Below are 25,329 nucleotides of genomic sequence, written 5' to 3'. Positions count from 1 at the left end.
CGGTTCAATTGTGACTGGAAATCAGACGTCTGGCATCTGGCATGGCACCTGCATGATTATCACCACCCCGGCAGATACAGTATCCCAGACTACAATATCCAATAATAACTGCTGGCAATCTGGTGCAATCAGTATTTTTGGCGGCTGGAACGGCAATAACAATATTTACAATTCTTCTGTGGGTTCTCCGACAACAGTGAACCTCAGCAGTACTACAAATGAAGCGATGACGTCGGTAACGCCTCCCAATGGCGCAATTTATATCAATGGCTTAGCCACGGTAAAAACAACACTGCAAGCCAAATCCCTTGTTCTGGGAAGCTCAGTGCCCGCAACAAAAACTGCACCCGCATCCTATGCCCGTCTCGCATATGTCAACGCAGATCCTGTCACCCATAATATCTCAATTGGGGATGCAACAGCCGCCACTACATATGGCGGCCTGTTGTTCATGCAGCCTTATACAAAATCAATACTTCTTTCGAAGGTGAAAGGCGTGGAGGGCGGCATGGCCCTATGTTCAGACTGTGCCGGGGGCAGTGCACAGCCAGTGATCTATTCCCGGGGGAAATGGGTTCCCATCCTCCTTGGTGCGCCCTTAGCACCTTAACGGCTACGGGAAATAACGCTCCAGACTTCCGTCCTTGGCCTCGGCTATGCTTTGGAAGCGCCCCTAGCGACAGGGAGATACCACATTCTTCAAGGGTTATGGCGGAATGCACAGTAATTTCCTGCAAGTGGTCCATACTATTTTGAACCCTAAACCGCCAATTTTCAAAAATGAAGCCAGATGAAATCCAAAAATTCAAGAAAAACTACCACGTTTTTATCGAAACAGACTTTCAGAAACTGAGATGAATGCATTTCGAGTAAAAAATTGATTAAATTACAATAAAAAATATTATCACATTCATTTAAAAAATAGCACTTAGAAGAAAATGCATTCCCCATAACGGAAAACATATACCTACAGAGTAATAGCCTTCTCCGAGGAGTTTTCCCTGACGGGAATATTAGGAGGAACACCTAACAATGCGTGCAACAGATACACGACAAAGGCAGCGGTCAGAAGTACCGCCAATAAGCGTCCAAAAATACGAAATGCCACAACAATTAGGGCGCATAACAGACATAGAAGAAGAACCGTCTGAAACTGCCCATGTATCCCGATACTACTCAATACGGCACGCGCAGCGACTTCCACAAAAGCTACGGCCGCGACAATAAAGCCCAGTAGCATCAGGATAAAACTGAGCAAGGTGTCAAAAATGGATTGCATGGTTCGCCCAGAGTGAGAATTGAAGCAAAAGCATTCTACAAAGACATCACCCGCTCTTTTTGGTCAATCGCTTCCAGCGGCAGGGATGGACGGATGATAACGATGTCATTACGAAAGAGAATAGCGACACCTGGAACATCAGCCTTTCTATGAGCATCTCATGACCTCTTCGCCCAACCTGCTGCTCACGATCATCCAGGCTATTTTGCCCATTCTGGTCACACTGGGCTTCGGCTATTTCGCCGCATACCGTAAAGATTTTGATGCCCAGCAGGCAGGCGTTCTGACGCGACTGGTCATGCTCTATGCCCTTCCGCTCGAACTCTTCGTCTCCATTCTGAGCACGCCCAAAGCTCAGGTGCTGTCTGCTGGTCCGGTAGCGGCGCTCATACTTTTGGCAATGGTGGGCGGATATGCTGCCGTTTTCAGTGTATTCCGTTTTGCACTGAAGCGCCGACTGAGCGAAGCCGCCATCATTGCCATGACAATCACCGGTCCCTCGGTCCCGTTTATTGGTATCCCAGTTTTAGGGCAGATTTTCGGGGCTGCCAGCGGTGTGCCGATTTCAATCGCCGCCCTAGCGATGAACCTGATCCAGTTACCCATTACCCTTATTCTGATGGGGCACGATCACGGAAACAGACAGGCCCGCGATACCACGACGGAAAGACGCAACGAACTTCGTGAACTGATAGGGCATCTTCTTCATTCATGCCGTGAGCCCGTAGTCTGGGTGCCCCTGTTAGCTCTTGTGCTCGTCAGTGCTGGCGCTTTCCTGCCGGTATTCCTGAAGGGATCTTTTCTTCTGCTCGGCCATACGACGGGAGGAGCAGCTTTGTTCGCATCAGGCGTCGTCCTGTTTACGCGGCAGGTTCGTTTTAGTCCTCTGGTGGGCACGATTGTGGGGATCCGCAACATTGTCATTCCGGGTATAATCTACGCTCTGGCTCGCGCATGGCACCTTCCCCCGCAGGCCCTTCAGGAAAGTGTGTTGACGATGGCAATCCCAAGTGCCTCCATCAACGTTATTCTGGCAATGCGGTATCACGTTCTGGAACGCGAAATCGCTTCCGTCCTGTTTTTCGGGACACTGACTTCCATTGCAACAATGGCATTTTTCATATGGTTAACCGGCGCTTAAATAGCTTCCTCTTTGTCTGCACTGGCAATATCTGCCGCTCTCCACTCGCTGAACTTGCCATGCGTCGAGAGGCTGAGAAGCGAGAACTTGAACTCGATATTGATTCAGCTGCTATTGGACATTGGCACCTCGGATATCCACCAGATCCGAGAGCCTGCAAGGTAGCAAGCCAACACGGCCTAGACGCTTCGGCACTTAGATCACGCCTCATCTGCGAAGATGATTTTTACCGTTTTGACCACATCATTGCGCTCGATCACTCACATCTGACCCACCTGCAAAATATGCAGCCCTCGGATAGTAGAGCGCGCCTCTCCCTTATGCTCGACCATATTCCTGGCCGAGAGGGTGAAGACGTGGATGATCCTTATTATGGCCCAGAAAGCGGCTTTACGATCACCTGGAACGACGTTGAACACGCCTGCCGTGCCCTTGCGGACAAAGAGCTCGACACTCTTCCCTCCCGTCACTGATCAACAGGAGAACCGACTTGTCTACCAAACCTGACCTGCTCATGATCGACCCTTTCCCAGCCGGGATCGTAGCGCGACTTGAAGAGCATTTTAACCTGCACACATACAGTGACCTCGATCAGCTCAAGCCAATTGCAGATAAAGTCCGGGGGGTGGCCACTGGCGGCGGTTCAGGACTTCCGCGCCCCCTTATGGACGCGCTTCCTGCGTTAGAAGTCATCGCCGTCAACGGCGTCGGGACCGATCAGATCGACCTTGACGAAGCACGCCGCCGCAAAATTGGTGTTGCAACAACGCTCGGCACCCTCACCGATGATGTCGCAGACATGGCCATTGTCCTGACGCTATCAGTCATGCGTGACACGGTCTTGAATGACCGTCTTGTTCGTTCCGGTGAATGGTCCAGAAATTCGTTGCCTCTGTCCCGCAGCGTGACTGGAAAGCGGATGGGCATCGCAGGTTTTGGTCAGATAGGGCAAGCCATTGCCCATCGTGCAGCAGCATTCGGTATGGAACTGGCCTATTTCAATTCGAAGCCACGCCCTGAAAGCGCCGTACGCTTCGAGAGTGATCTGAAGAAACTGGCTGAATGGGCCGATATTCTCGTTCTGGCAGTCTCGGGAGGTCCTCGCTCAGCCAATATGGTTGATGCGGAAATTCTTGAAGCTCTCGGGCCAGACGGCGTCCTCATCAACATTGCCCGCGGATCGGTTGTAGATGAGGCAGCTTTGCTCTCAGCTTTGCAAGAAAAGCGAATTGCAGGCGCAGGACTGGATGTGTTCCAGAATGAACCAAACATCAATCCTGAATTCTTCAAGCTTGATAATACGGTCCTGCAAGCTCATCAGGCATCGGCAACCGTAGAAACGCGGACCATTATGGGCAACCTGATGGTCGACAATCTCATCGCGCACTTTGACGGTAAGCCGTTACTGACACCCATCCTGTAAAACAACTACTCCAGAAACTGTTCAGCGATAATACGCTCGGACAAGCCGTGATCTGGATCGAAGAGGACCGTGGCATGCAGCTTGCGGTCCTCTTTAACAATCACCTCAGCCACATCACGAATTTCCTTGAAATCTGCAACTGCAGCGGTGGGTCGCTTGTCTGTGTCCATCAACGTCAGTCTGACTACCGCCGTCGATGGCAGGAGAGCGCCCCGCCAACGCCTGGGACGGAAAGCAGAAATTGGCGTCAACGGTAAGATGTTCGCACTCAGAGGCACGATGGGGCCATGCGCGGAAAGATTGTACGCCGTCGATCCCGCAGGGGTCGCAACAATGACCCCGTCACAAATCAACTCTTCCAGCCTTGTCCGGCCATCAACCTCAATACGAATACGGGATGTCTGGCGTGTCTGGCGAAAGAGGAACACGTCATTAAACGCCCGCGCTTCCGACACTTCTCCATTAACTGTCCTTGCCGTCATATGCAGCGGATGTAGCAAGGAAGGCTGCGCATTTAACAGGCGTTCCGGTAGATCATCTTCATTGGGCGTATTCATAAGGAACCCGATGGTTCCGTAATTCATACCGTACACTGCCAACTCAAGCCCAAGAACACGATGAAGCGTTTCGAGCATGAAGCCATCGCCCCCCAGACTGACAGCCACATCAGCGCTTTCGAGCGGAACGTTCCCATAGCGAGCGACCAGAACTGCGAGTGCATCCTGGGCGGCGTCTGTTGACGCCGCTACAAAAGCAATTTTCATACTAATCAGATCAACTGCCTGTTTGCCTGAATTGGCATGCGTTCACGCACCTGACGCACCTGATCAAAATCGAGATCGGCAGTTCCCCAAGCAGCTTCGCCCCCCAGCTTCAGAACAACCTCGCCCCACGGATTTACAATCATGGAGTGACCATATGTCTGACGCTCGTTGCCAGCGGCATCCGTATGCCAACCGGCTGTCCCACAGGCAATGACCCAAGCCTGCGTTTCTATCGCACGTGCCCGGATCAGGATTTCCCAATGAGCCTCCCCTGTCTGCTGTGTAAACGCAGCAGGCAAAATGATCATCGCCACATCTGCGGCTCGCAATGCAAGAAACAGCTCAGCAAAACGCAAATCGTAGCAAATGGCGAGACCCGTCGGGACGCCTGAAATATCTACAACCTCTACGCTGTCACCCGGCACATAGTTATCACTTTCCCGATAACCATCCCCATTCGGCGTGACCACATCAAAAAGGTGAATTTTCCTGTAGCGTCCGCATTCATTGCCGTCAGGGTCAAAGATCAGCGATGTGTTCGCCAATTTATCTTTTCCCTCAACCGAGACGGTTTCTCCGATTGAGCCGCCATGAACCCAAATGCCATGCTCTTTGGCCATTGCGCGCAAAGCCTCATACAGCGGACCGCCTGACGCTCCCGGAGCAGGGAGTGGCTCAGCGCTGGCGTGCTTGGTCTCGGCCGTCCCGCCCAGGCAACTCCACACCTCTGGCAAAACCACCAAGACAGGGTTTTCGGCTTTTACTGCATCCGCCACGAGCTTCTGAGCCTGAGCAATATTTGCATCCCGGTCAGCCGAAGGAGCCATCTGGATCAGTGCAACACGCATGGTCGGTACATTCCCTTTAGCAATGACCAGAGACCATAAGCGATCACAAAGTCCGAGGTAAGCCCGTACACCTTAGACTCAGATGGCAGCTTGCAACACACGAGAGCCATGCACTCTTGGGTTCCTACTGAATGACCCCAACGGTCCGTATCTTTGCGCGAGTAGAAATTTCTGTTTGCGATAGAACCATGGTCGCGGGGCGAATGCGTTCCACAATCATTCGTATAGGACGACGCATCCCTCCGGCGACAAGAATAACCGGGTTTTCACCCTGCCCCAAAGCTACATCCAGAGCCTGCCTCAGCTTGCCTACCAGTTCATTCAGGCGAGATGGCGGGAGCGCCAACTGGCGATCATCTGCAGGACCAATCATGTTCTCTGACAACACGACTTCCCAATCGGGGCTTAGTGTCAAAACAGGAATATAGCCTTTTGGTCCGGTAACAGCGAAGCTGATCTGACGCGCCAAACGACTTCGAACATGTGAGGTCAACGCCAGTACAGATTTCAGACCTTGCCCACAGCCTTCCTGAAGCGCCTCTAAAATACCCGACAGATCACGAATTGAAATCTGCTCTGCAAGAAGACTTTGTAGAACTCTCTGAACAACACTCACTGACACTTGAGACGGAATAAGATCGACAATCAGTTTCTGCTGATCTCGTGGCATGTCATCCAGAAGTTTCTGTGTCTCGGAGTAACACAGGAGGTCGGCCATGTTTTCCCGAACCAACTCCGTTAAGTGCGTAATAATGACGCTTGCTGGATCAACGACTGTATATCCCTTGATAATCGCATTCTCTCGTTCACTTTGATCAATCCACAATGCTGGGAGATTAAATGCCGGCTCTCGCGTTTCCTCACCATGCAAGTCTGGCAAACCTCCCTTCGGATTCATCGCCAAAATCCGACTAATCCGTACTTCTCCATGTCCAATTTCGATTTCTTTAATTTTCACAGCATACGCGTCGGAAGAAAGCTGAAGATTGTCCTGAATACGGACGGGAGGCAGAATAAATCCCATTTCTCCAGCAATTGTTCTTCTGAGAACCTTGATTTGTTCAGTCAACCGCGCACCATCACCGCTCGCAATTGAGAGCAAATTAAAGCCCAACTCTAAACGTAGCAAATCTACACGGAGGCTTTCAGTAATGGGGGGCTCACCAGACTGCGTGTTTTCAGGAAGGCTGACAGCATCCTCTTCAGCATTCTGATCCTTAACAGGTGAGCGATGTCGCAACCACGCTCCTCCTCCTGCAAGAGCTGCCAAACCAAGAAAGGGAAGCGTCGGCAACCCAGGCATTAATGACAGGACAGCCGCTGAGCCAGCTGCCAAAGCAAGCGGTTTGGGGTTGCCGCCAAGTTGCCGCACCAAAGCTACGTCCGCCGCACCTTCAGTACCTCCCTTGGTCACCACAATACCCGAGGCCGTAGAGACAAGCAGAGCAGGAATTTGCGAAACCAGGCCATCGCCGATCGTCAAAGTCGTGAAAGCAGATGCGGCATCCGCCACAGTCATCCCATGACGCCCAATGCCAATGGCTAACCCTCCGACGATATTGATTGCCGTAATGATCAAACTCGCGATTGCATCTCCACGGACGAACTTGGCCGCACCATCCATCGCTCCATAGAACCCACTTTCTTCCTGGAGTTCTTTACGGCGCTGCCGCGCAATTTTGTCACTGATGGCGCCAGAAGACAGTTCCGCATCAATCGCCATCTGCTTTCCAGGCATAGCATCCAGCGAAAAGCGTGCTGCCACTTCGGCAATACGCCCGGACCCCTTTGTGATCACCATGAAATTCACAACCAGAAGGATTGCAAACAGGATCGCGCCGATTACGACGTCACCTCCCATCAAAAAACCTCCGAAGGCAGCGACGACATGGCCAGCTGCATACATCCCCTCATAACCGTGACTAAGAATAAGTCTGGTTGTCGCAACCTCCAACGACAGACGGAGCAATGTTGTGAGGAGCAGCAATGTCGGGAAAGAGGTGAAATCAAGTGGTCGCGTTAAAAACAAAGCGACCATCAGGACAAGTACGGACGCCGTGACTGAGAGGGCCAGCCCGACATCCAGAATGAATGTCGGCAGCGGCAAGACGAGAACTGAGAGCAATCCGGCAACAGCCAGTGCCAATCCAACATCTGTTCCCGGCAGCCAGCGCTGCCCTCCTTGTAACCAGGCGGGCAAGGGCATTTTCTGAAAATAACCAGAGAGAGAGGTCTTTTTCACAAAGGAAGAAAGAACCCCTTCTGATGTGTTCATAATAATAGTCTTACCTGATTAAATTTTTATCTTGAGAGAAAATATAACCAAAAGGTTAAATATTAGGAAATTTTTCAGTTTTTAACTTTTCCATATTTAATAATTTCCGTCATGGTTACACCAAGTCTATTCTCATCAACCATCACGACTTCACCACGAGCTATCAGACGATTATTTACGAGAATGTCGATCGAATCACCGACTTTTCGATCAAGCTCCACAACAGCCCCACGCCCCAAGCGTAATAGCTGGCTCACCTGCATATTTGCACGTCCCAGAACGGCACTGACCGTTACAGGAATATCGTAGATCGCTTCAAGATCATGAGCGAAGCGAGGCGGCTCTACAGACTGCGCCGATACTGCTTCGACGTCATCAAGATCGAAATTATTCTGTGTATCAGTCATTTCAATTATTCCGCGCTCACTGCAGGTAAAACTTTATCCAGAGAAAATATTTTCAAAATTTCCTGCACCAAGGTTCCTGCCTCTCGGCAAGCCTTTCCCGTCGCCCAAAAAATTCGAAAATCTCCCGAAGCCAAAGTGTCATCTGCACGACAATCAATCACTTCCACTCCTTCTCGCTCACACAACGTTAATAAATGCTGAATTTCCTGAGATTTAGCTTCTATTCTGATGCGCGCAGCATCTCTGAGGGTTGGCATGATTTTATCAATCAATACATCCCGTTCTCTGGGGCCATAATTTTCCAAAAGGGATGGAAAAATTTTTGCTAGATAAGAAAAAATGGCGATTGAGGAATTTTCAGCTTCTTGCTGTGCACATTGATTCATCTGATCAGAAATTTTTTTTATAATATTTAAAGAATTATTCTCAATACAGTTCTTCCACTCAGATTTTTCTTTTTCATAAAAATTTCTTTCGAGTGCAGACACTCGTTCTTTTTCCTGCCTACAGGCAAAATCCAAATCTTCGGCAGTGTAGAGTTCAGGTGTAGTTATTTCCCCAGGAGACAGATCTGAGACTGATTCCGGTTCGACTAGAGACAAAACCGGGATGTCAAAATCTTCAGCGTAAAGAACTTTGGAGACCTGATCGCGGCGGTCGAAATCAGAAATACTCATACGAGCATCTCATTCGCGGCCTGTTCTTGATCCAGAAGTTCAATTTCCCCACGATCAAGGAGAACTTTGGCGACAAGCAGAATATCACTCTGTGCCGCATCGACGTCCTTAACGCGCACAGGGCCTAATGCTTCAACTTCATCTATAAGAATACGCCCTGCACGCTCAGACATTGATGCGAGAAATGCACTTCGCAGTTTCTCGCTTGCACCCTTGAGAGCGATCGGCAAACTTTCGCGTGCAATCTGATTAAGCAACACCATAAGGCCCTCTACAGGAACCTGAGCCAATTCCTCAAAAGTAAACATGAGGCTTTTAATTCGCTCCGCATCATCATGACTGCGCGCATCCAGGGCCGTCATAAAGCGTGCTTCAAGTCTTCGATCGAAATTATTAAAGATGTCTGCGAGAACTTCGTGGCTGTCTCTATGCGAGCCACGCGGAAGGTTAGAGACAAACTCGGATCTTAATGTCTGCTCCACACTGTGCAAAACACCCTTCTGCACATTTTCCATTTTCAGCATCCGCGTCATAACATCGAGCGAAAATTCTTCAGGAAGCAGAGCGAGAACTTTCGCCGAATGCGCTGCCTTGATCCTGCTAAGAATAACTGCGACCGTTTGCGGATATTCATTTTTTAAATAATTAGCGAGCACTGCCTCTGAGACGTTTCCAAGTTTGTCCCACATAGTTCGCCCGGCAGGACCACGAATTTCTTCCATGATGGCCGCGGCTCGCCCGGCGGGGAGCGTATTTTTGAGCAATCGTTCTGTTGTTTCGATGTCGCCAATCAAAACTTCTGAAGACCCGAGGCTCCGGCTGAATTCGTGACAGACGCTTTCGACAGTTTCTGCAGAGACCATCCCAAGCTGAGACATGGCGGCAGAAATTTCTCGAATTTCTTCTTCATGCATCTGCTCAAAGAGGCGAGCGCAGTTTTCTTCTCCTAATGCCATCATCAGAATGGCGGACTTCTGCGCACCCGTGACAGATTTTTCCAGTCCAATCATTGTTAGTGCCCCTCCTGTCTCGGCATCAGCCAACTGCGCATCAGTGCAATACTTTCCGCCGGATGCGTTTCCACGAGGTCTACCACCCGCTGAACAGAGGACGCTCGAATACGGCCGGAAACGCCACTCACGGCCACCGTCTCTTCGTCACTCTCTGTTAGAGGCACTGTGGCATCATATGGAGCAGCCAAAAGAGCTGTCGGGTTCCCCGCCTCAGTCGCCAGTGTGCCCTCCAACTCAGGCAGACGAGTTCCGCCACTTCTTGCTTCAGAAAGAAGCTGCCCGGCCGGAAGCCCGCCCCCAGGGGGACGCAACAAGGGGCGCACGACAAAGAAAAGCACCATCAATAGGCACAGAGCGAAAATACCGAAACGCGCAGCTTCCATTTCATTTGAGCGGCTCAAAATTCCCTTCAGAAACGTCTGTTGGGTCGCGGGCATTGCCGCTTCGATATCCGAAAACTGCATCGACATTACGGTAACAACATCGCCACGAGCCTGATCGAACCCGATGGCTGTCTTGGTCAAAGCCGTTAGTCTTTCCAGCTCCTGAGTATTTCGTGGCTGCCAGACATGTTGACCTTTCACGTCCGTCTGCACGGCTCCATCAACCATGACAGCAACACTGATACGAGAAATGCGTGGCTGATCCTGCACGAGGGTCCGAACCTTTTTACCAATCTCGTAATTATCCGTTTGCTCCTGCCTGCTGCTTTGACTTCCGTTCTGCGGCTGACCAGCGTTAGCATTCGGCAGATTGTTCCCGACCGTCGTATTTGCTGTTCCTTGTGTGTTTATACTTTTGTCATTTTTGGTTTGCTGAGAACGAAGAACCTGCTGGTCAGGGTCGTAACTTTCCTGAGTTTCCCGCACATGATCATTATTCATCGCCACGGTCGCTTCCACCCGCACACGCCCTATGCCGACAGAAGCCCCCAACATGTCCTCAACTTCACGGGAAATGCGTTGTTCCAACGCCTGCCGTTGCATTTCTGCCGTTTGATTACCATCGACGCTTCCCGCGCCCTGGCGCAGCAGGACATGCCCGCGATTGTCTACGAGTGAGATATTCTGCGCCTCCAAACCCGGTACCGCCGCAGAAACCAGGTTAACGACCGCCGCAATACTTTCCTCATCCAAACGGCGGGCGCCTTCCATTGAAAGAAGCACACTTGCCTGGGCGCCCTGCTCGTTCGTAGAGAAAAGCTCTCTGTGCCGCAGCACAAGATGAACACGAGCATTGCGAACACCGTGGATCAGCCGGATGGATCGCTCCAATTCTCCTTCCAGCGCACGCGTCTCGTTGATCGTTTGCTCAAACTGCGTGGCTGTAAAACTGTTTCCCTTATCGAAAATCTCGTATCCGACCGAACCGCCAGACGGTAGGCCACTTTTCGCAAGAAGAAGGCGTGCTTTTGCCACCTCGGCATCAGGGACCATGATCGTCGCCCCCTGATCCTGCAGGCGATACGCAATATGGGCCTTAGCAAGTTGATCAACGATTTCACCGGCTTCTCTGGGGTCCAGATCTCGATAGAGCAGTCCGGTAGTGGAATTTGCTCCGTGCATAACCAGAACTCCGAGCAGCACAAGCAGCGCCGCCCCCACTCCCCCCAGAGCAGCCAGCCGCGGGAGGCCGAGCTGCTTCAGATTTGTGAGAAGAGCCTTCACTTAATCGCCCACCATACGGTCATCTGCGTACAAGCTTTTTCAGGAGATGCCTCAAGCCCTGCCCACATGCGCGTTCACCCTGTCCTGCTGCAATCACTGACAGACATTGTGGACAGAAAAGGTTAATGGGCGCTTAAAACGATAGAATTTTCCGCCCCGACTGTTCAGGCTCCTGAAAATCCGTCCAGATCACTCAGCGGAACAGTCGCACTTCCCATCTGCACGTTAACGCCGCTCGATGTCCGTGTCAGACCTGTAACGGTACCGGAAACTGTTGTCGGGAAAGATGCCGTGTCTCCACTCGCCCCGGTCCCTTCAACAGCTACGAAATACTGACCATCAGACATTTGTTGTCCGCTGTTATCATTGCCGTCCCAAGACCAGGAATTTGTCCCCGCAGTGGCCGTCATCGTGTCGGTTTTGACAACCTGACCGCTCGCATCGGTCACGGCAATTGCTACAGGCCCAGCCTGCTCCGCTGTAAATGTCATGCTGGCCTTACCGCTTTGTAAGGGCAGCGAAGCCGTCGTGGCTGTTGTTGTTTTACCGACTAGCGCAATACCAGACGTGATCTGAGTGCCCTGCGTGGCAGAAATCAGGCTGGTAAGATTAGTATTGGTCTCGACCTGTTGCTGCACACCCGCAAACTGCGCCAACTCACTGGTGAAGCTGTCCGTGCTGGTTGGATTACTGGGGTCTTGATGCTGAAGTTGAGTGGTCAGAAGTGTTAAAAACTGATTGAAATTTCCTGCCATGGAAGACAGTGCAGCGCTGCCCACACTACTTGCTGTGAATGTTGATGCACTCGACGTCTGAGATGACGCGCTCGACTTGGCCGCCGAGACAGCTTGGTTCAGAAGCGATGATGACGTGACAGAAGAGACCATTAAAAAACGTCCTTTAAGCGGTCAGATCAACAACACCGCGCAAAAATTTTCGAGGAGATACAGAGGCGTTCTCACTGAGATCTTCAGACGAAGTCTCAGAGGAACCACAAGCCGTGAAGGGCCGTTGCTGACCCTCATCCCGGCCAGAATTTGTCGGATAGTCTTGAGAGAAAGATCCCAGCAAACCAAAACTGACCTCTGTGGATATCACAGGCTGATCTGCGGAGACCGGCACGAGGTTCTGGTTCAGCGACGACAATAAGCTTTCTTTATTTGTAGAAAGACTACGCAGCGCCTCCGAATTTTCAGCCAGAATATGGATGTGGCGTTCACCCCCTTTGTCCTCAGCAACGGACATCCGGATCTTGCCGTCATGTTCCAGGAAAATGTCGATCTGGGTATTGAGACGCTGATCCGTTGCCTGATGAGTAATGACAGGGCCATTCAGGGATGACGGGCCGGCTTCGTCCCGCGTGGAGCTTGAAACGCTCGTATGTTCGGAACCGGAATTCTGTAATTCCGAGGACGGAAGCTCCAAGCGTGATCCGGAGGCCTCAGTATTCGCCCCCTGCAAGACGTGAATATTTTCTGCCGACGTGGGAGACGCCACTGTTTCAGAGACTGTCCTGTCTTCCTTGACCTCAAGTGGGTCTATCGTGGATTTCGACGCGCCATCAAAAGAGGCAACACCAAGAGACAAATCAGACATCAAACTCTGGCCGTTGTCGTCCTCTAGATCCGACGCACATTGTGCGAATTGTTCTGCGTGTTGGCCCAGATCAGGTTCTTCTGTCGTCACAGGCTCGTCTACGACGTCGTTTTGCAGCACCGATGAAGACACTTCGGGAGCTTCCATGAAGGATGCATCCGTCGAAACTTTACGAGCGGATAACTCTGATCCGCGTCGAGAAATGTTAACCGGGTTCGGTATTTTCGAAGATTTTTCGGGAAGTGAATTCGAACGGACAGGCTGTGCGGAGACCTTCGTCGCTGAGCTCAAAGGTTTTAAACTTCGAGAGACCTCGCGATTCTCTGTTGAAACAGGCTGATCCTTGCCGACCTCAGACCCTCTGTTTGTCTGAACGTTCTTTTCACTCTGCACCCGCGGCGTATTTTTACGAGAGAGAGCGGCACAGTCAGAGGACGGAGACTTCTCATGAACGTAGCTTTTCAGAAAATCCTGAAATCGTTCTTTTGAAGCAAGTGGCGCACCAACAGGAAACGCGCTGCCAGCAGTTGTTATTCCCGGCTTTGCTGCGGGCAAAATCTGCGACAATGACAAGCCCTCCAGTTCCCGGGGAAACAACCGGTAAGGAGAGTGGCACGGCAGACGTAAATAAAAGGTTTATACGCGGCCCTTTCAGAGAGGCCGCGCACAAAACTCAATTCTGAATGTGATCGTATCCAGGAGAACCAGGAAATGGCCCTCGCGTAACTGCGGCTGGCGCCGGGCAAACTGGCGGAACGCCATCAAGTGCAAAAGCCTGCACTGTGTGGGTCGATGCTGCCACGAGCCCTCTCACCGCAAGAGGCTGTGCCAGACGTACACCTGCCAGAAGTTCCTCTGGAAGAATGACAGTCGTCCCATCACGCAGCATCACACCTGTAGGCGTAATACGGGAAACAATCCCTTTCGTGACGGGCAGCGGTGACATGTCATACAGACATGGCGCGGCCTCGGCGACCATCGGGGCGGAGAAAGCCAGAAGCAGGCTTGCGAGAGCGAAAGGTTTCAATGCCGGAAATGCCTCATGCCAGTGAAGACCATGGCGATTCCAGCTGCATCGGCAGCGTCGATCACCTCCTGATCGCGGATTGAGCCACCGGGCTGGATCACAGCCACAGCACCAGCAGCAACAACACTCTCAAGACCATCTGCGAACGGGAAGAACGCATCCGATGCCGCCACAGATCCCTTGGTCAACGGGGCAGTCTCACCCGCAACATTTGCAGCATCTTCGCTTTTGCGAGCAGCAATGCGCGCACTATCCACACGGGACATCTGCCCCGCCCCAATCCCGACAGTCGCATTGTTGCGAACATAAATGACCGCGTTGGATTTAACGTGCTTGGCCACTCGGAACGCGAACAGGAGATCTTTCATCTCCTTTTCCGTGGGCGCGCGTTTAGTGACGACCTTTAGATCGCTCTCAAGGACGCGGCCTGCATCCCGGCTTTGCGCCAGAAAACCACCGGCGACAGAGCGAAAAGCCAGCCCTTCAGCTTCCGGGTCCGGCATTCCGCCAGTAAGCAACAGACGCAGGTTCTTCTTGCGAGAAAGAATTTCAATAGCCTGCGCATCCGCATCCGGGGCAACAATCACTTCCGTGAAAATCGCACTGATGCGTTGAGCCGTTTCTGCATCAAGCGTTCTGTTTACGGCTACGATGCCACCAAATGCCGAAACCGGATCACAACGCAGCGCCGCGATCCATGCCTGTTCCAGCGTTTCAGCAGACGCCACACCGCATGGATTAGCGTGCTTGACGATCACAACAGTCGGCGCATCAAACTCAGCAACAGCCTCGAACGCTGCGTCTGTGTCATTCAGATTGTTGTAGCTCAGCGCCTTGCCCTGCACCTGACGAGCCGTCGCAATGCCCGCCCGTGTGCTGCCATCACGGTAGAAAGCAGCTTTCTGATGTGGATTTTCACCATAACGCAGAAGCTCGTCGCGGGAGCCACTGAGCGTCAGAACAGGAGGCAACAATTCACCCGCACGCTCCGCGAACCAACGGGAGATCATACCGTCATAAGATGCCGTATGGGCGTACGCAGCACCGGCATAATCACGACGCTCACTCAAATACGTTCCACCCGCGTCCAGAGACTGAACGAAATCACCGTATTGCTGAGGAGACGTCAGGATCGTGACATGATCGAAGTTCTTGGCCGCAGCGCGGATCATGGCCGGACCGCCAATATCGATATTCTCGATACAGTCTTCATCGCCCGCGCCGGATGCAACCGTAGCGGCGAAAGGATACAGGTTAACGCAGACCAGATCGATTGGCACGATGCCGTGCTCTTCCATCTGGCTCAGATGAGCCGGCAGATCACGACGTGCGAGAATGCCGCCATGAACCTGCGGAACCAGCGTCTTGACACGACCGTCAAGAATTTCGGGGAAGCCCGTATGTTCTGAAACATCTTTGACAGTCAGACCCGCCTCACGCAGCGCCCTTGCCGAGCCCCCCGTCGAAAGCAGTTCTGCACCGTGGGCGGCAAGCGCGCGCCCCAGTTCAATCAGTCCCGTCTTGTCAGAAACGGAGAGAAGGGCGCGACGGACGGGGAGTCGGGTCTCAGTCATGATGGAAATGCAATATCCTTCAAAACATGTCCGTGCAACCGCTGGTGATGCACGACGTAAGGAGCGTGACCACCAAATGGATCACGTCCCGCGAACCCTGCCCACCCTAATAGAAAAAGAGTAGGCAGAAGAAGCATGATCTCGCCCAGACCGCCCGTGCGGACATAGGGCCAGAAAGACAGTCTGGACCGGCTAAGAGGTGCCAGAAGCTGGCAACCACCGGTTGGCAGGTCAGCCGCAATGTGGGTGGCAACGCCCAGTAGAAGAGCGCCAATCGGGCCTCGCAGCGCACCTTCCCCCATAAAAGCCCCAACCAGAGCGGCGATCAAAAGCAGCACAACACCGGAATGCGTCATCCCACGATGACCAAACGTCCGCGCCAGAAAACGGGACAGAAATTTGACCCGGGCCCCAAGCATGGAGCGCTCCGTATCAATGTCCGGAAGCAGACTACCCAGCAACCCTGTGCAGACCGAAAAAGGCTCGGGTGACAGGACATGCCAGCGCATCGCACACAAAACAGCAAATCCGCCAATCAGGAGGTGAGAACGTCCAGTCACGGGTTCTTATGATCCGATTCGGACGTTATCGGAAAGGGCCGTAACCCCTTTTCCTGCAAAGATATTCATAAATTCCATCCCCTCTTCTTCTGGGGATGTTCTTTATCCGTTCTCAAGCTGAGAAACAGGCCCTCAATGAAAAAAAGAAAGGCGATCCGGATAACTTCCAGACCGCCTTCCTGTTTTCAATGGAGCGAATAATTTACAAGGGATCTTAGCTCTGGCGCAAAAGAGCCGCAGCCGTTGCACGCTGCGTCACCGTCTTTGCGTCAAACTCACCTGCCGTAATCCACGATCCGCCGACACAGGATACGGAAGGAAGTGCCAGCCAGTCCGGAGCGCTCCCTTCAGTGATGCCGCCTGTCGGGCAGAAGCGGACATTACCGAATACACTGGCCAAGCTCTTCAGCGCCGGAATGCCACCATTGGTCACAGCCGGGAAGAACTTGAAGCGTGTCAGCCCCAGATCCAGACCGCGCATGATGTCACCAGCATTCGCGACGCCCGGAAGGAAAGGCATGTCCTGGTCACGGGCAGCGTCAGCCAGCGGCGCGGTTAGGCCAGGGCTCACGATAAAGCGGGAGCCAGCCTTTACTGCGCGCTCCAGATCCGTCGGGTTCAACACAGTGCCCGCCCCAACAAACGCGCCCTCAACCTTGGACATTTCCTCGATCACTTCGAGCGCACAAGGCGTCCGCAGCGTCACTTCCAGAGTGGTCAGGCCACCAGCGACCAGCGCTTCAGCCAAGGGACGAGCCTGTGCAACATCATTGACCACCAGCACCGGAATAACCGGGCAGCGGGTCATGACAGCATCAAGTTTGGCAGTATCAGTCATGAAATTTGGTCCTTAGTGAATGGCGTCGCCAACGGCTTCGATTACCTGATCCATTTGGGCCAGCATGGCCGATGCGCCGGTTTCGGCCGGATCATGCACCGAACGCATGAGGGCAAACAACTCACGTCCGGTTCCGAAAGCGGGCGGCGGCGGCGCAACAGGTTCGCGTGCCTCCCATTCTGCCGGATCGACGAGAACCTCAATCTGCCCCGTTACGGCACACACCCGGATCATGTCACCATCCCGAACGCGGGCAATCGGGCCCCCAACTTGAGCTTCCGGGCCGACGTGAATGGCAGCAGGCACCTTACCACTCGCACCTGACATCCGTCCGTCTGTCAGAAGAGCCACCTTGTAGCCCCGATCCTGCAACACACCGAGCGTTGGCGTCAGTTTGTGCAGTTCCGGCATTCCGTTGGCTTCCGGCCCCTGGAACCGCACAACAACAACGACATCCCGCTCAAGTTCACCATTCTGAAACGCCGTGGCGACATCATGCTGATCATGGAAAACGCGCGCCGGGGCTTCAATGGTCAGAAACTCTTCAGCAATGGCACTGCTTTTATAGATGCCACGACCGACATTGCCCTGCATGAGCTTGATACCACCATCAGCCTTGAACGGCTCTTTGACGTCCCGGAGAATGTCACGGTCCAGCGATGGCTTGGCATGCGTGTAAACGACTTCGTCATCCTGCAGGCTGGCACGGCAGGCATAATCGGCAAATCCACCGCGCGAGACCGTCATGATATCCGTGTGCAGAAGGCCGGCACGAGAAAGCTCGGCAATCAGTGTCGGCATACCACCCACATGATTGAAGGCGTTCACGTCCTCAGAGCCACTGGGGTAAACGCGCGTCATCAGCGGAACTGCGGCTGAGAGGCGGCTCAGATCTTCCCAGTCGATAATGATACCAGCAGCTCGTGCAATGGCAGGCAGGTGGATCGTGTGATTGGTCGAACCGCCGGTTGCCAGCAAGCCGACTGCCGCATTCACAATGGCCTTTTCATCAACACACTGTGCCAGTGGGCGGACATCTTCGCCATTCAGGCTGATTTCCGCCAGACGATGCACGCTTGCGCGCGTCATGGCCTGCCGAAGCGGCGTGTTCGGATTGATGAAGGCAGAATCCGGCATCATGAGACCCATGATCTCAACCATCATCTGGTTCGTGTTGGCCGTGCCGTAGAAGGTGCATGTGCCAGCGCTATGGTAGGACGCGTTTTCCGCTTCCATCAGACGGTCCTGCCCGACCTTGCCCTGCACATAGAGCTGACGGATCCGCTGCTTTTCCTTGTTAGGAAGGCCTGACGGCATAGGGCCGGCCGGGATCAGCATTGTCGGCAGATGCCCGAAGCGCAGCGCGCCCATCAGCAGGCCCGGGACAATCTTGTCACAGATCCCCAGAAGCGCGACACCTTCGAACATGCCGTGGCTCAGGCCGACAGCCGTGGACATGGCAATAACGTCACGGGAGAACAGGGAAAGCTCCATTCCCTCCTGTCCCTGCGTCACGCCATCACACATTGCTGGCGCGCCACCGGCGATCTGAGCAGTTGCCCCAACTTCGCGGGCGAACAGCTTCATCTGGTCCGGGTAACGTCCATACGGTTGATGCGCCGACAGCATGTCGTTGTAAGTCGTCACAATCCCGAGGTTCGTGCTGGCCGGACGCATGAGCTCCGGCTTGTCAGACGCAGCCGCTGCAATGGCGTGAGCGAGGTTTCCGCAGGCCAGGCGTGGGCGGGAGACGCCTTTGGCCCGGTTTCGCTCCATCAGAGCAAGATAACGGCGACGGGAGACTTTCGAACGCTCGATGATCCGGGCGGTCACGCTCTCGACGACGGAATTCAAAGACATTGGAACACTCGCTGCTCGACTGACACACGCGCTGCCAGACGGAAAAAACGCTCTTTCCGCTGAAAGACACAGCCTCGTGAAGGGGCTACTTTCATACGGAACCGAACCTGGAACAGCAACACCTCACAATGCCTTTCCGAGAAAATTTATTATTTTTATTTCTCAGAATGGCTTTCTATCTTTTCATTTAAACCGTTTTTTTCGAAAAAATGAAAATAAAGTACAAACTCAGATTTACCCGGTATTTTCAATATTATGTATTTTCATATACGCAGATGCGATGATGAGCAAATACTCAAAATGAATTCCCGCCGCAGGAAATCAGAACGAAATTGATCCGGATTAATGATGAAATATAAATCAACTTTCATTTGATAGATTTTGAATTATGTTTTTATGTTTCTCGATATTGATTTTATATTCATTAGGATCTCATCATGCGAATTCTACTTCCCATCTTTGCATCAGCAGCTTTGACACTCTTCGCCATGCCAGCGCATGCCGGATCTCTTCACAAGGACTGGGAATCTTTCAAAGCCCATCGGGCATTTCATCACCTGTCTGCTGACGGGCAACGCGCCGTTACGGACATTCTCAAAGCACGTCAGATCCTGAGTGCCGGTCAGACAGATGCTGCCATTCCGGCTCTCTATGATGCCCAGAAGCGACTGACCGCCGCAACAACAGCCAGTCAGAAGTTCCAGGCCGCAGAAAACGATCTGCACGCAGCTCCACAGCACCCACTTCCCTCAACGCATCATGCGGTCTCCGGCCAGGTTGACTGGCTACCCGTGGGTGGTGAGTTCATTGCCAGCGAGACGCTTGCCCCAGAGCAGAAAGCAGCTGTCGCATCCGCCAATGCTCAGCTGAAGAACGGTGATACGGACTCAGCTGCCCAGACAATGAAAGTCGTGGGCCAGAATGCGGACTTCATTCTCGCCCTAGCCCCGATTGCCCCATTCCAAGGCGCAATCAATCGGGCAACTGTCTTCACGGAAGGTCGCCATCCGCAGCAAGCTGTAGAGGCTCTGGATGAAGCTCTGGATTCCATTGTGTTTGTGTCCGAAGACTTCGTTACGACACTAGCCCCCGCAAACGCGACCAAGAAGTAAGCTCTCGCGCCCATCTAACGCGCGGAACCAGAAACAAAAAAAAGGCGGCCTGCATATTCTGCAGGCCGCCTTTTTTTGAATACGGACACTAAAGACCGAACACTTCAGTTCCAGAGAGAGATTGCCAATGGCAGCAGAATCTCGCTTTCCATCCGCGTCAGAAACGGCGCGACTTTTGGCGGCCAGCTTCCGGTAGCCACAGCAGCGGCCCTCTTTTCCGACCGTGCATTCAGGTCTGCATAAGGCCACAGATGCGCAATGCGCGGCGTACCCTCAAGAGAGACGAGTGTGCACGTCAGCGGGGACACCGTTTCTCTCTCCGGCACAGCAGCAAGGAAACGCTCCTCAACGTCAGGCATGCCATCCGCCTTGGCCTCATAGCAGCGCCATTCATAGACACTTCCATAAGAGCCGGGATTGGCGACAGGCGTGATGGCGCGCCAGGATGTCACTTCCACCCGAACCAGGTTCTCATGAGGCAGGCTAGACAAGACGTCTGGACGGCCACTCAAAAGCGCCTCGTAGGTCTGCGCTGTCCTGAGAAGGGTAATGCGGTTCAGGCGACCTATTTCGGTCACCCATGCCCCTACCCCCTCAAGACCTGAGAGAGCAGAGACCACCTGCGGGATATGCCCAGGCTGAACGTCCAGAAAGATGGTCTCTACATAACTCATCACATCATCTCCGCTTCAGGACTTGGTCTGGGCGGCGACAAAGTTTTCCAGCCAGTGAATTGTGTAGTCACCTTTCTGGAAAGTCGGATCCGCCAGAATTTTCCGATGCAGCGGAATGACCGTTTCCACTCCATCCACCACACATTCATCCAGAGCACGCTGCATGCGGGCAATGGCTTCCTGACGCGTCGGCGCATGAACGATGAGCTTGGCGATCATGCTGTCGTAGTACGGCGGGATGCGATAGCCAGCGTAAATGGCGCTGTCCATTCGCACACCAAGACCACCTGGTGCATGGAAAACATTGACCGTGCCAGGGCTCGGCGCAAAAGTTTCCGGGTTCTCAGCGTTGATGCGGCACTCGATCGCATGGCCGGACATCTTGATGTCCTTTTGCGTATAACCAAGTTGCTCACCAGCAGCGATCCGGATCTGCTCACGCACCAGATCGACACTGCACACCATTTCCGTCACCGGATGTTCCACCTGAAGGCGGGTATTCATCTCGATGAAGCAGAACTGGCCATCCTGATACAGGAACTCAAGCGTGCCAGCATTTCGGTAGCCCATGCGTGCCAGAGCCTCGGTCGAGGTCCTACCGATTTCTTCACGTTCGGCATCCGTCAGAGCTGGGGAACCGGCTTCTTCAAGCAGCTTCTGGTGACGACGCTGGAGAGAACAGTCACGCTCGCCAAAATGCACCACGTTGCCATGGGCATCACCAAGGATCTGAAGCTCGATATGACGCGGGCGATCAAGATACTTCTCGAGATAGACCTCGTCATTGCCGAAGGCAGCACGGGCTTCTGCACGAGCTACCGACCAGGCTTCCTCGATATCGTCTGCCGTCTGCGCAACCTTCATGCCGCGACCACCGCCGCCGGCAGCAGCCTTGATCAGGACCGGATAACCGACCTTCTCGGCGACTTCACGAGCGGCCTGAATATCGACCAGCGCCCCATCGGAGCCCGGCACCAGCGGCACGCCAAGCGCGCGCATGGTCGTCTTGGCGGTAATCTTGTCGCCCATCGTGCGGATATGCTCCGCCGTCGGGCCGATAAACGCCAGACCATGCTCTTCAACAGTCTCGGCGAACTCGGCATTTTCTGACAGAAAGCCATAACCCGGATGAATGGCATCCGCGCCCGTAATCATGGCAGCTGACAGAATGGCAGCGACGTTCAGATAAGAATCGCGTGCACTCGGCGGACCGATGCAGACGGCTTCATCGGCAAGACGCACATGCATTGCATCGGCGTCGGCCGTCGAATGCACGGCCACGGTTTTGATGCCCATCTCACGGCAGGCGCGCTGGATACGCAGCGCGATCTCGCCTCGATTGGCAATAAGGACTTTAGAAATCATTACTCGATGATCGCCAGAGCTTCGCCAAATTCAACAGGCTGCCCAGACTCGACAAAGAACTTTGTCAGGGTACCAGAGCGAGGAGCCTTAATCTGGTTAAAGGTTTTCATGGCTTCGATCAGCATGATCGTCTGACCGGCAGAAACAACCTGACCTTCCTGAGCGAATGCCGGGGAAGCCGGATCCGGCGCCAGATAGGCGACACCCACCATCGGGCTTGGAACCGCACCAGGATGCTTGGCAGGATCAGCCGGAGGTGCCGCAACAGGAGCAGCGGCTGGTGCTGCGGCGGGAGCAGCAGCAACGGCTGGTGCAGCAGCCTGAACCACGTTGACGTTGCGCGCCACGCGAATGCGGCTATCAGCTTCGGAGATCTCGATTTCGGTCAGGCCGGTCTGCGTCAGAATATCGGCCAATGCCCGAATGGCATCCTTGTCCACGAGCATGCGGCTCATCCTTCGTCTTCGATCATGTCGGTTATTGCCTGAAGCGCATGCGCGTATCCCCTGACGCCGAGGCCGCAGATCACACCGATGGCGGCCTGCGAGACGTAGGTATGATGGCGGAATGGCTCCCGGCGATGAATGTTGGAAATATGAACCTCAACTATCGGCAACTCAACAGCAAGAAGCGCGTCGAGCAGGGCAATCGAGGTATGCCCATAAGCAGCAGGATTAATCACGATTCCATCAGCGCGGCCGCGACACTCCTGCACCCAGGACACAAGTTCTCCCTCACCGTTTGTCTGTCGGAAATCGATCGCGACATCGAGGCGTTCAGCAGCCTGAATGCACACCTGCTCGACATCGTCGAGCGTAGCGTGACCGTAGATTCCAGGCTGGCGCAGACCCAGCATATTGAGATTCGGACCGTTCAGAACGGCAATGAGAGGACGTTTCATCTGGCCGCGCGATAGCACTTTCGGAGCCGTCATGAAAGCGTCATCGCCCTAATCCTGCCGTCTTCGCAGGCTTCAAAAGGGGGACAGGCCCATGGTTTTGTGCTAGGAAGCACGGCTTAAGCCCGTTTTCGTCCACTGGAGAAGATACCAGTCTAGTGAAATTTGCCCCGCCTGCCATTCGCTCATCCCGTCGACTGTCTCCCCTGCGCAGCATGACATTTGCACTCGCGCTTGCCGGAATTGCAGGTGGAACAACTGCTCATGCAGCAGACGATTCTTCTGGTGATGCAGCGGGGACGGTCCGGACCAGCTGGGCAGCCTCTGTTCGATCCGCGCTGGCTAACCGGGCTCACAAGGCCGCGTCCTGGACCCAGCATGGCATGGCGAGCTGGTATGGACGTCATTTCCACGGACGCCGCACCAGTAGCGGGACGATCTTCAACACAAATGATCTGACCGCCGCACACCCTTCCCTGCCAATTGGCACAAAACTGCTGGTGACGTCTGAAGATACGGGCCGTTCTGTTGTCGTCACAGTGAACGATCGCGGGCCGTTCAATACCCGCATCATCGATCTTTCACATGCGGCAGCAGCGAAGATCGGGATGCTGAACAGCGGAACTGCTCACGTCACTATTGCCCGTATGGCTGACAAGCCTGCGTCAGATGCCGCGAGCGAAGTCGCGGAAGCCGAGTCCAAGGATACGAGCGAACAAGCCATCAAGGCTGCGGGCACACAATCTGACACCACAAAGCAGCCCACCCACCGTTAAAACGACGGACGGGCTGAGTTACCCCGGTGGTTACCGGGGTGTGCTTTCGGCAGTAACAGCTTCAGCAATCAAAGGGTCTGTCTGTGGCAGACCAGAAATCCGGGGCTGCGCACCTTTAATGCGCTCTTCCAGCCCCGCATTCAGCTCTGCTCCGAAAAGCACAACATACGCACTGACAAAGAACCACATCATAATCGCCGCAACTGCGCCCAAGGGCCCATAGGTTGCGCCGTAGCTCGCAAAGTGCGCGACGTACCACGAGAATCCGAGCGACATGAGTACCCACAGGACGGTAGCCAGCGCTGATCCGGGGAATATCCACCGCCACTTTGCTGGCTCCCGACTGGGGGCAAAGCGATAAAGCATCGTGACTGCCACGAAGACGAACAGCAGCATCAGGATCGGTGCAAGCGTGTGCACGACAAGCGGCGCACCGTAAGACACCAGAAGATCAAACGGCGGCGGCGGCTTTCTGAAACCCAGATACCGCGGAAGGTAATCAACCAGCGCAGGCGCTGCCACCATCAGTGCCAAGGTCAGCGCAGCACCAACAACAGCCATTAGGGTGGTAGCCAGAGCAGTTGCCTGGAACCTCAGGAAGCCGCGCGTCTCGGTGGCATTATACGCCATATTCAATGCGGACAGGATGGACTTCGTACTGGCTGAAGCGGACCACAACGCGACGGAAACAGAAAAAATCAGCCCTATGGTCAGAGACGTATGCGGCTGGGAAACCAGCTCGTGGATCCGATTGCCAATCAGCGAATAAGCTGTTGGGGGCAGCAGATGACGCAGCACTTCAAGCTGCGGCTCAACGGTCTGCAGATCAAATGCCAGACCATAAAGCGAGATCAGGCTCGATATGGCCGGAAAGAGAGAGAGCGTGGCGTAAAACGCGCAGCCCGCAGCAGAAAGGGACGTCTGGGACGATCCTACTTCCGAGAAAACCTGGCGCAGGACAATCTTCCACCCTGCTCTGGGCATACTCAGAGGGGAGTTCGCTCCCGTACCCGGGGCATCAGGACCAAGTTCACGCGCCTTGCGAATATCTTCTTCGCTAGGTTCAGGCGCCAGTTCATGGACACGCTGGATGTCCTGGTGGATTTTTTTCCGGTCAGGCTCCGAAGGTGCGTCTGGCGCTGGACCGGAAGCTGACGCAGAATCGGGAAATAAGCTCACTCAGGGGGTCCTCGGCAGTTCCTGTTATGGGCAACAGGCGAGATTAAGTCGTTCCGTTCTCAGGATCGACAGAACCTAGCATACGCAGAAATCGCCTTCTGCGTTCCGAATTTGCCCCGATTTCAATCCCCTCAATATTTCCAAAACACAAATAATGCAAAATTAGCTCTTGCAACGGCGGGGCTTTGGTTTCATACGCCCCGTCACGCAGCAACGCACGTGCCACTGGCCCTCTCGAGGTTACGCAACGACGTCAAGCGTTCTGGCCTTCCGGGTCCCGCTTCTTTTGGGTCCCCGCTATTCGCTGGTCCGTTCGACCGTTTCGCAACACACTCGCAGGGTGTAACTGTTCCCTGACGAGTCCGGTTCTGGGAAA

At 53.8% G+C, this 25,329-nt stretch carries 27 protein-coding genes; 7 read left to right on the top strand and 20 right to left on the bottom strand.

Going from position 1 to position 25,329, the window contains the following annotated elements; translation table 11 throughout:
• Positions 1-52: 52 nt before the first annotated feature.
• Positions 53-610 carry a hypothetical protein gene (locus tag HK24_RS00480; protein WP_143412273.1) on the top strand — a complete coding sequence of 186 codons (558 nt, stop codon included), beginning with the start codon at positions 53-55 and terminating at the stop codon, positions 608-610.
• 357 nt (positions 611-967) lie between these two features.
• Here the strand turns inward: HK24_RS00480 and HK24_RS00475 are convergent, their stop codons facing one another.
• Entirely contained in the window at positions 968-1,279 is a 312-nt protein-coding gene (locus tag HK24_RS00475) for a hypothetical protein (protein ID WP_086632883.1), read from the bottom strand.
• Positions 1,280-1,439: 160 nt separating this feature from the next.
• On the opposite strand from HK24_RS00475, the gene HK24_RS00470 reads away from it, so the two are divergent.
• The 3 genes from HK24_RS00470 to HK24_RS00460 are packed head-to-tail and all read left to right on the top strand — an operon-like array spanning position 1,440 to position 3,843.
• Positions 1,440-2,420 (top strand): AEC family transporter, encoded by a 981-nt coding sequence (locus HK24_RS00470; protein WP_086632882.1) that lies wholly within the window; start codon positions 1,440-1,442, stop codon positions 2,418-2,420.
• The gene (locus HK24_RS00465; RefSeq protein ID WP_086632881.1) at positions 2,402-2,893 is read left to right on the top strand and encodes a low molecular weight protein-tyrosine-phosphatase; all 492 of its coding nucleotides are present in this window, start codon (positions 2,402-2,404) and stop codon (positions 2,891-2,893) included. Before HK24_RS00470 ends, HK24_RS00465 begins: the two co-directional genes overlap by 19 nt.
• A 17-nt stretch (positions 2,894-2,910) precedes the next feature.
• Positions 2,911-3,843 carry a 2-hydroxyacid dehydrogenase gene (locus HK24_RS00460; protein ID WP_086632880.1) on the top strand — a complete coding sequence of 311 codons (933 nt, stop codon included), beginning with the start codon at positions 2,911-2,913 and terminating at the stop codon, positions 3,841-3,843.
• A gap of 5 nt (positions 3,844-3,848) precedes the next feature.
• Here the strand turns inward: HK24_RS00460 and HK24_RS00455 are convergent, their stop codons facing one another.
• The 9 genes from HK24_RS00455 to HK24_RS00415 all read right to left on the bottom strand — a co-directional run bounded on the left by HK24_RS00455 (position 3,849) and on the right by HK24_RS00415 (position 13,237).
• On the bottom strand, positions 3,849-4,607 hold the full coding sequence (locus tag HK24_RS00455) for an NAD kinase (protein ID WP_086632879.1): 759 nt from the start codon (positions 4,605-4,607) through the stop codon (positions 3,849-3,851).
• Positions 4,608-4,612: 5 nt separating this feature from the next.
• Complete coding sequence (locus HK24_RS00450; protein WP_086632878.1) at positions 4,613-5,455, bottom strand: carbon-nitrogen hydrolase family protein; 843 nt, start codon at positions 5,453-5,455, stop codon at positions 4,613-4,615.
• Positions 5,456-5,579: 124 nt separating this feature from the next.
• Complete coding sequence (gene flhA / locus HK24_RS00445; RefSeq protein WP_369826502.1) at positions 5,580-7,661, bottom strand: flagellar biosynthesis protein FlhA; 2,082 nt, start codon at positions 7,659-7,661, stop codon at positions 5,580-5,582.
• Positions 7,662-7,804: 143 nt separating this feature from the next.
• On the bottom strand, positions 7,805-8,137 hold the full coding sequence (gene fliN / locus HK24_RS00440; RefSeq protein ID WP_086632876.1) for a flagellar motor switch protein FliN: 333 nt from the start codon (positions 8,135-8,137) through the stop codon (positions 7,805-7,807).
• A 5-nt stretch (positions 8,138-8,142) separates the two neighbouring features.
• Positions 8,143-8,814, bottom strand: coding sequence for a hypothetical protein (locus HK24_RS00435; RefSeq protein WP_086632875.1), 672 nt, complete (start codon positions 8,812-8,814; stop codon positions 8,143-8,145).
• The gene (locus HK24_RS00430) at positions 8,811-9,824 is read right to left on the bottom strand and encodes a flagellar motor switch protein FliG (protein WP_086632874.1); all 1,014 of its coding nucleotides are present in this window, start codon (positions 9,822-9,824) and stop codon (positions 8,811-8,813) included. Before HK24_RS00430 ends, HK24_RS00435 begins: the two co-directional genes overlap by 4 nt.
• A 2-nt stretch (positions 9,825-9,826) precedes the next feature.
• Positions 9,827-11,494: a flagellar basal-body MS-ring/collar protein FliF gene (fliF, locus tag HK24_RS00425; RefSeq protein WP_086632873.1), complete on the bottom strand. Its 1,668-nt coding sequence runs from the start codon at positions 11,492-11,494 to the stop codon at positions 9,827-9,829.
• A 164-nt stretch (positions 11,495-11,658) separates the two neighbouring features.
• Complete coding sequence (locus tag HK24_RS00420) at positions 11,659-12,381, bottom strand: flagellar hook assembly protein FlgD (protein WP_086632872.1); 723 nt, start codon at positions 12,379-12,381, stop codon at positions 11,659-11,661.
• Positions 12,382-12,394: 13 nt separating this feature from the next.
• Positions 12,395-13,237 carry a hypothetical protein gene (locus HK24_RS00415; protein WP_143412272.1) on the bottom strand — a complete coding sequence of 281 codons (843 nt, stop codon included), beginning with the start codon at positions 13,235-13,237 and terminating at the stop codon, positions 12,395-12,397.
• Here HK24_RS00415 and HK24_RS13380 point away from each other — a divergent pair.
• The gene (locus HK24_RS13380) at positions 13,236-13,430 is read left to right on the top strand and encodes a hypothetical protein (protein WP_143412271.1); all 195 of its coding nucleotides are present in this window, start codon (positions 13,236-13,238) and stop codon (positions 13,428-13,430) included. The genes HK24_RS00415 and HK24_RS13380 overlap by 2 nt on opposite strands.
• 333 nt (positions 13,431-13,763) lie before the next feature.
• Here the strand turns inward: HK24_RS13380 and HK24_RS00410 are convergent, their stop codons facing one another.
• The 5 genes from HK24_RS00410 to edd all read right to left on the bottom strand — a co-directional run bounded on the left by HK24_RS00410 (position 13,764) and on the right by edd (position 18,949).
• The gene (locus HK24_RS00410) at positions 13,764-14,117 is read right to left on the bottom strand and encodes a hypothetical protein (protein ID WP_046901138.1); all 354 of its coding nucleotides are present in this window, start codon (positions 14,115-14,117) and stop codon (positions 13,764-13,766) included.
• A complete protein-coding gene (purH, locus tag HK24_RS00405) occupies positions 14,114-15,691 on the bottom strand; it encodes a bifunctional phosphoribosylaminoimidazolecarboxamide formyltransferase/IMP cyclohydrolase (protein ID WP_064275084.1) in 1,578 nt (525 codons plus the stop codon). The genes HK24_RS00410 and purH overlap by 4 nt, the downstream gene beginning before the upstream one ends.
• Entirely contained in the window at positions 15,688-16,251 is a 564-nt protein-coding gene (locus HK24_RS00400; RefSeq protein ID WP_083956515.1) for a metal-dependent hydrolase, read from the bottom strand. The genes purH and HK24_RS00400 overlap by 4 nt, the downstream gene beginning before the upstream one ends.
• Before the next feature lie 214 nt (positions 16,252-16,465).
• Entirely contained in the window at positions 16,466-17,089 is a 624-nt protein-coding gene (gene eda / locus HK24_RS00395; protein ID WP_086632870.1) for a bifunctional 4-hydroxy-2-oxoglutarate aldolase/2-dehydro-3-deoxy-phosphogluconate aldolase, read from the bottom strand.
• A gap of 12 nt (positions 17,090-17,101) precedes the next feature.
• Positions 17,102-18,949, bottom strand: a complete 1,848-nt coding sequence (gene edd, locus HK24_RS00390; protein ID WP_086632869.1) for a phosphogluconate dehydratase — start codon at positions 18,947-18,949, stop codon at positions 17,102-17,104.
• A gap of 437 nt (positions 18,950-19,386) precedes the next feature.
• Between edd and HK24_RS00385 the strand changes: the two genes are divergently transcribed.
• Positions 19,387-20,061: a YfdX family protein gene (locus HK24_RS00385; protein WP_086632868.1), complete on the top strand. Its 675-nt coding sequence runs from the start codon at positions 19,387-19,389 to the stop codon at positions 20,059-20,061.
• A gap of 104 nt (positions 20,062-20,165) precedes the next feature.
• Here HK24_RS00385 and HK24_RS00380 read toward each other — a convergent pair whose 3' ends face one another.
• Genes HK24_RS00380 through aroQ form a run of 4 tightly spaced genes read right to left on the bottom strand, consistent with a single transcriptional unit; the run spans position 20,166 to position 23,001 of the window.
• On the bottom strand, positions 20,166-20,735 hold the full coding sequence (locus tag HK24_RS00380; RefSeq protein ID WP_086632867.1) for an NIPSNAP family protein: 570 nt from the start codon (positions 20,733-20,735) through the stop codon (positions 20,166-20,168).
• A 15-nt stretch (positions 20,736-20,750) separates the two neighbouring features.
• A complete protein-coding gene (accC, locus tag HK24_RS00375) occupies positions 20,751-22,100 on the bottom strand; it encodes an acetyl-CoA carboxylase biotin carboxylase subunit (protein ID WP_046901132.1) in 1,350 nt (449 codons plus the stop codon).
• Entirely contained in the window at positions 22,100-22,555 is a 456-nt protein-coding gene (locus HK24_RS00370; RefSeq protein WP_086632866.1) for an acetyl-CoA carboxylase biotin carboxyl carrier protein subunit, read from the bottom strand. The genes accC and HK24_RS00370 overlap by 1 nt, the downstream gene beginning before the upstream one ends.
• Complete coding sequence (gene aroQ, locus HK24_RS00365) at positions 22,552-23,001, bottom strand: type II 3-dehydroquinate dehydratase (RefSeq protein WP_023943307.1); 450 nt, start codon at positions 22,999-23,001, stop codon at positions 22,552-22,554. The genes HK24_RS00370 and aroQ overlap by 4 nt, the downstream gene beginning before the upstream one ends.
• Before the next feature lie 155 nt (positions 23,002-23,156).
• Here aroQ and HK24_RS00360 point away from each other — a divergent pair, with 155 nt between their 5' ends.
• A complete protein-coding gene (locus HK24_RS00360) occupies positions 23,157-23,774 on the top strand; it encodes a septal ring lytic transglycosylase RlpA family protein (protein ID WP_233125910.1) in 618 nt (205 codons plus the stop codon).
• A gap of 30 nt (positions 23,775-23,804) precedes the next feature.
• Here HK24_RS00360 and HK24_RS00355 read toward each other — a convergent pair whose 3' ends face one another.
• Complete coding sequence (locus tag HK24_RS00355) at positions 23,805-24,953, bottom strand: YihY/virulence factor BrkB family protein (protein WP_086632865.1); 1,149 nt, start codon at positions 24,951-24,953, stop codon at positions 23,805-23,807.
• Between the last annotated feature and the right edge of the window lie 376 nt (positions 24,954-25,329).

Origin of the sequence: Gluconobacter sp. DsW_058, from assembly GCF_002153615.1 — a bacterium.
Classification (GTDB): domain Bacteria; phylum Pseudomonadota; class Alphaproteobacteria; order Acetobacterales; family Acetobacteraceae; genus Gluconobacter; species Gluconobacter cerinus.
Note: the sequence above shows the minus strand (reverse complement) of the source record. Positions and strands in the feature narration are given on the sequence as shown.

Coding starts and splice junctions, on each gene's coding strand:
- purH (WP_064275084.1), bottom strand. CDS start 15,691: ATGACTGAGACCCGACTCCCCGTCCGTCGCGCCCTTCTCTCCGTTTCT.
- HK24_RS00380 (WP_086632867.1), bottom strand. CDS start 20,735: ATGAGTTATGTAGAGACCATCTTTCTGGACGTTCAGCCTGGGCATATC.
- edd (WP_086632869.1), bottom strand. CDS start 18,949: ATGTCTTTGAATTCCGTCGTCGAGAGCGTGACCGCCCGGATCATCGAG.
- HK24_RS00415 (WP_143412272.1), bottom strand. CDS start 13,237: ATGGAAGCTCCCGAAGTGTCTTCATCGGTGCTGCAAAACGACGTCGTA.
- accC (WP_046901132.1), bottom strand. CDS start 22,100: ATGATTTCTAAAGTCCTTATTGCCAATCGAGGCGAGATCGCGCTGCGT.
- eda (WP_086632870.1), bottom strand. CDS start 17,089: ATGACTGATACTGCCAAACTTGATGCTGTCATGACCCGCTGCCCGGTT.
- HK24_RS00420 (WP_086632872.1), bottom strand. CDS start 12,381: ATGGTCTCTTCTGTCACGTCATCATCGCTTCTGAACCAAGCTGTCTCG.
- HK24_RS00430 (WP_086632874.1), bottom strand. CDS start 9,824: ATGATTGGACTGGAAAAATCTGTCACGGGTGCGCAGAAGTCCGCCATT.
- HK24_RS00435 (WP_086632875.1), bottom strand. CDS start 8,814: ATGAGTATTTCTGATTTCGACCGCCGCGATCAGGTCTCCAAAGTTCTT.
- HK24_RS00480 (WP_143412273.1), top strand. CDS start 53: ATGATTATCACCACCCCGGCAGATACAGTATCCCAGACTACAATATCC.
- HK24_RS00450 (WP_086632878.1), bottom strand. CDS start 5,455: ATGCGTGTTGCACTGATCCAGATGGCTCCTTCGGCTGACCGGGATGCA.
- fliN (WP_086632876.1), bottom strand. CDS start 8,137: ATGACTGATACACAGAATAATTTCGATCTTGATGACGTCGAAGCAGTA.
- HK24_RS00470 (WP_086632882.1), top strand. CDS start 1,440: ATGACCTCTTCGCCCAACCTGCTGCTCACGATCATCCAGGCTATTTTG.
- flhA (WP_369826502.1), bottom strand. CDS start 7,661: ATGCCCTTGCCCGCCTGGTTACAAGGAGGGCAGCGCTGGCTGCCGGGA.
- HK24_RS00465 (WP_086632881.1), top strand. CDS start 2,402: ATGGTTAACCGGCGCTTAAATAGCTTCCTCTTTGTCTGCACTGGCAAT.
- HK24_RS00385 (WP_086632868.1), top strand. CDS start 19,387: ATGCGAATTCTACTTCCCATCTTTGCATCAGCAGCTTTGACACTCTTC.
- aroQ (WP_023943307.1), bottom strand. CDS start 23,001: ATGAAACGTCCTCTCATTGCCGTTCTGAACGGTCCGAATCTCAATATG.
- HK24_RS00370 (WP_086632866.1), bottom strand. CDS start 22,555: ATGAGCCGCATGCTCGTGGACAAGGATGCCATTCGGGCATTGGCCGAT.
- HK24_RS00455 (WP_086632879.1), bottom strand. CDS start 4,607: ATGAAAATTGCTTTTGTAGCGGCGTCAACAGACGCCGCCCAGGATGCA.
- HK24_RS00475 (WP_086632883.1), bottom strand. CDS start 1,279: ATGCAATCCATTTTTGACACCTTGCTCAGTTTTATCCTGATGCTACTG.
- HK24_RS13380 (WP_143412271.1), top strand. CDS start 13,236: ATGAAGGATGCATCCGTCGAAACTTTACGAGCGGATAACTCTGATCCG.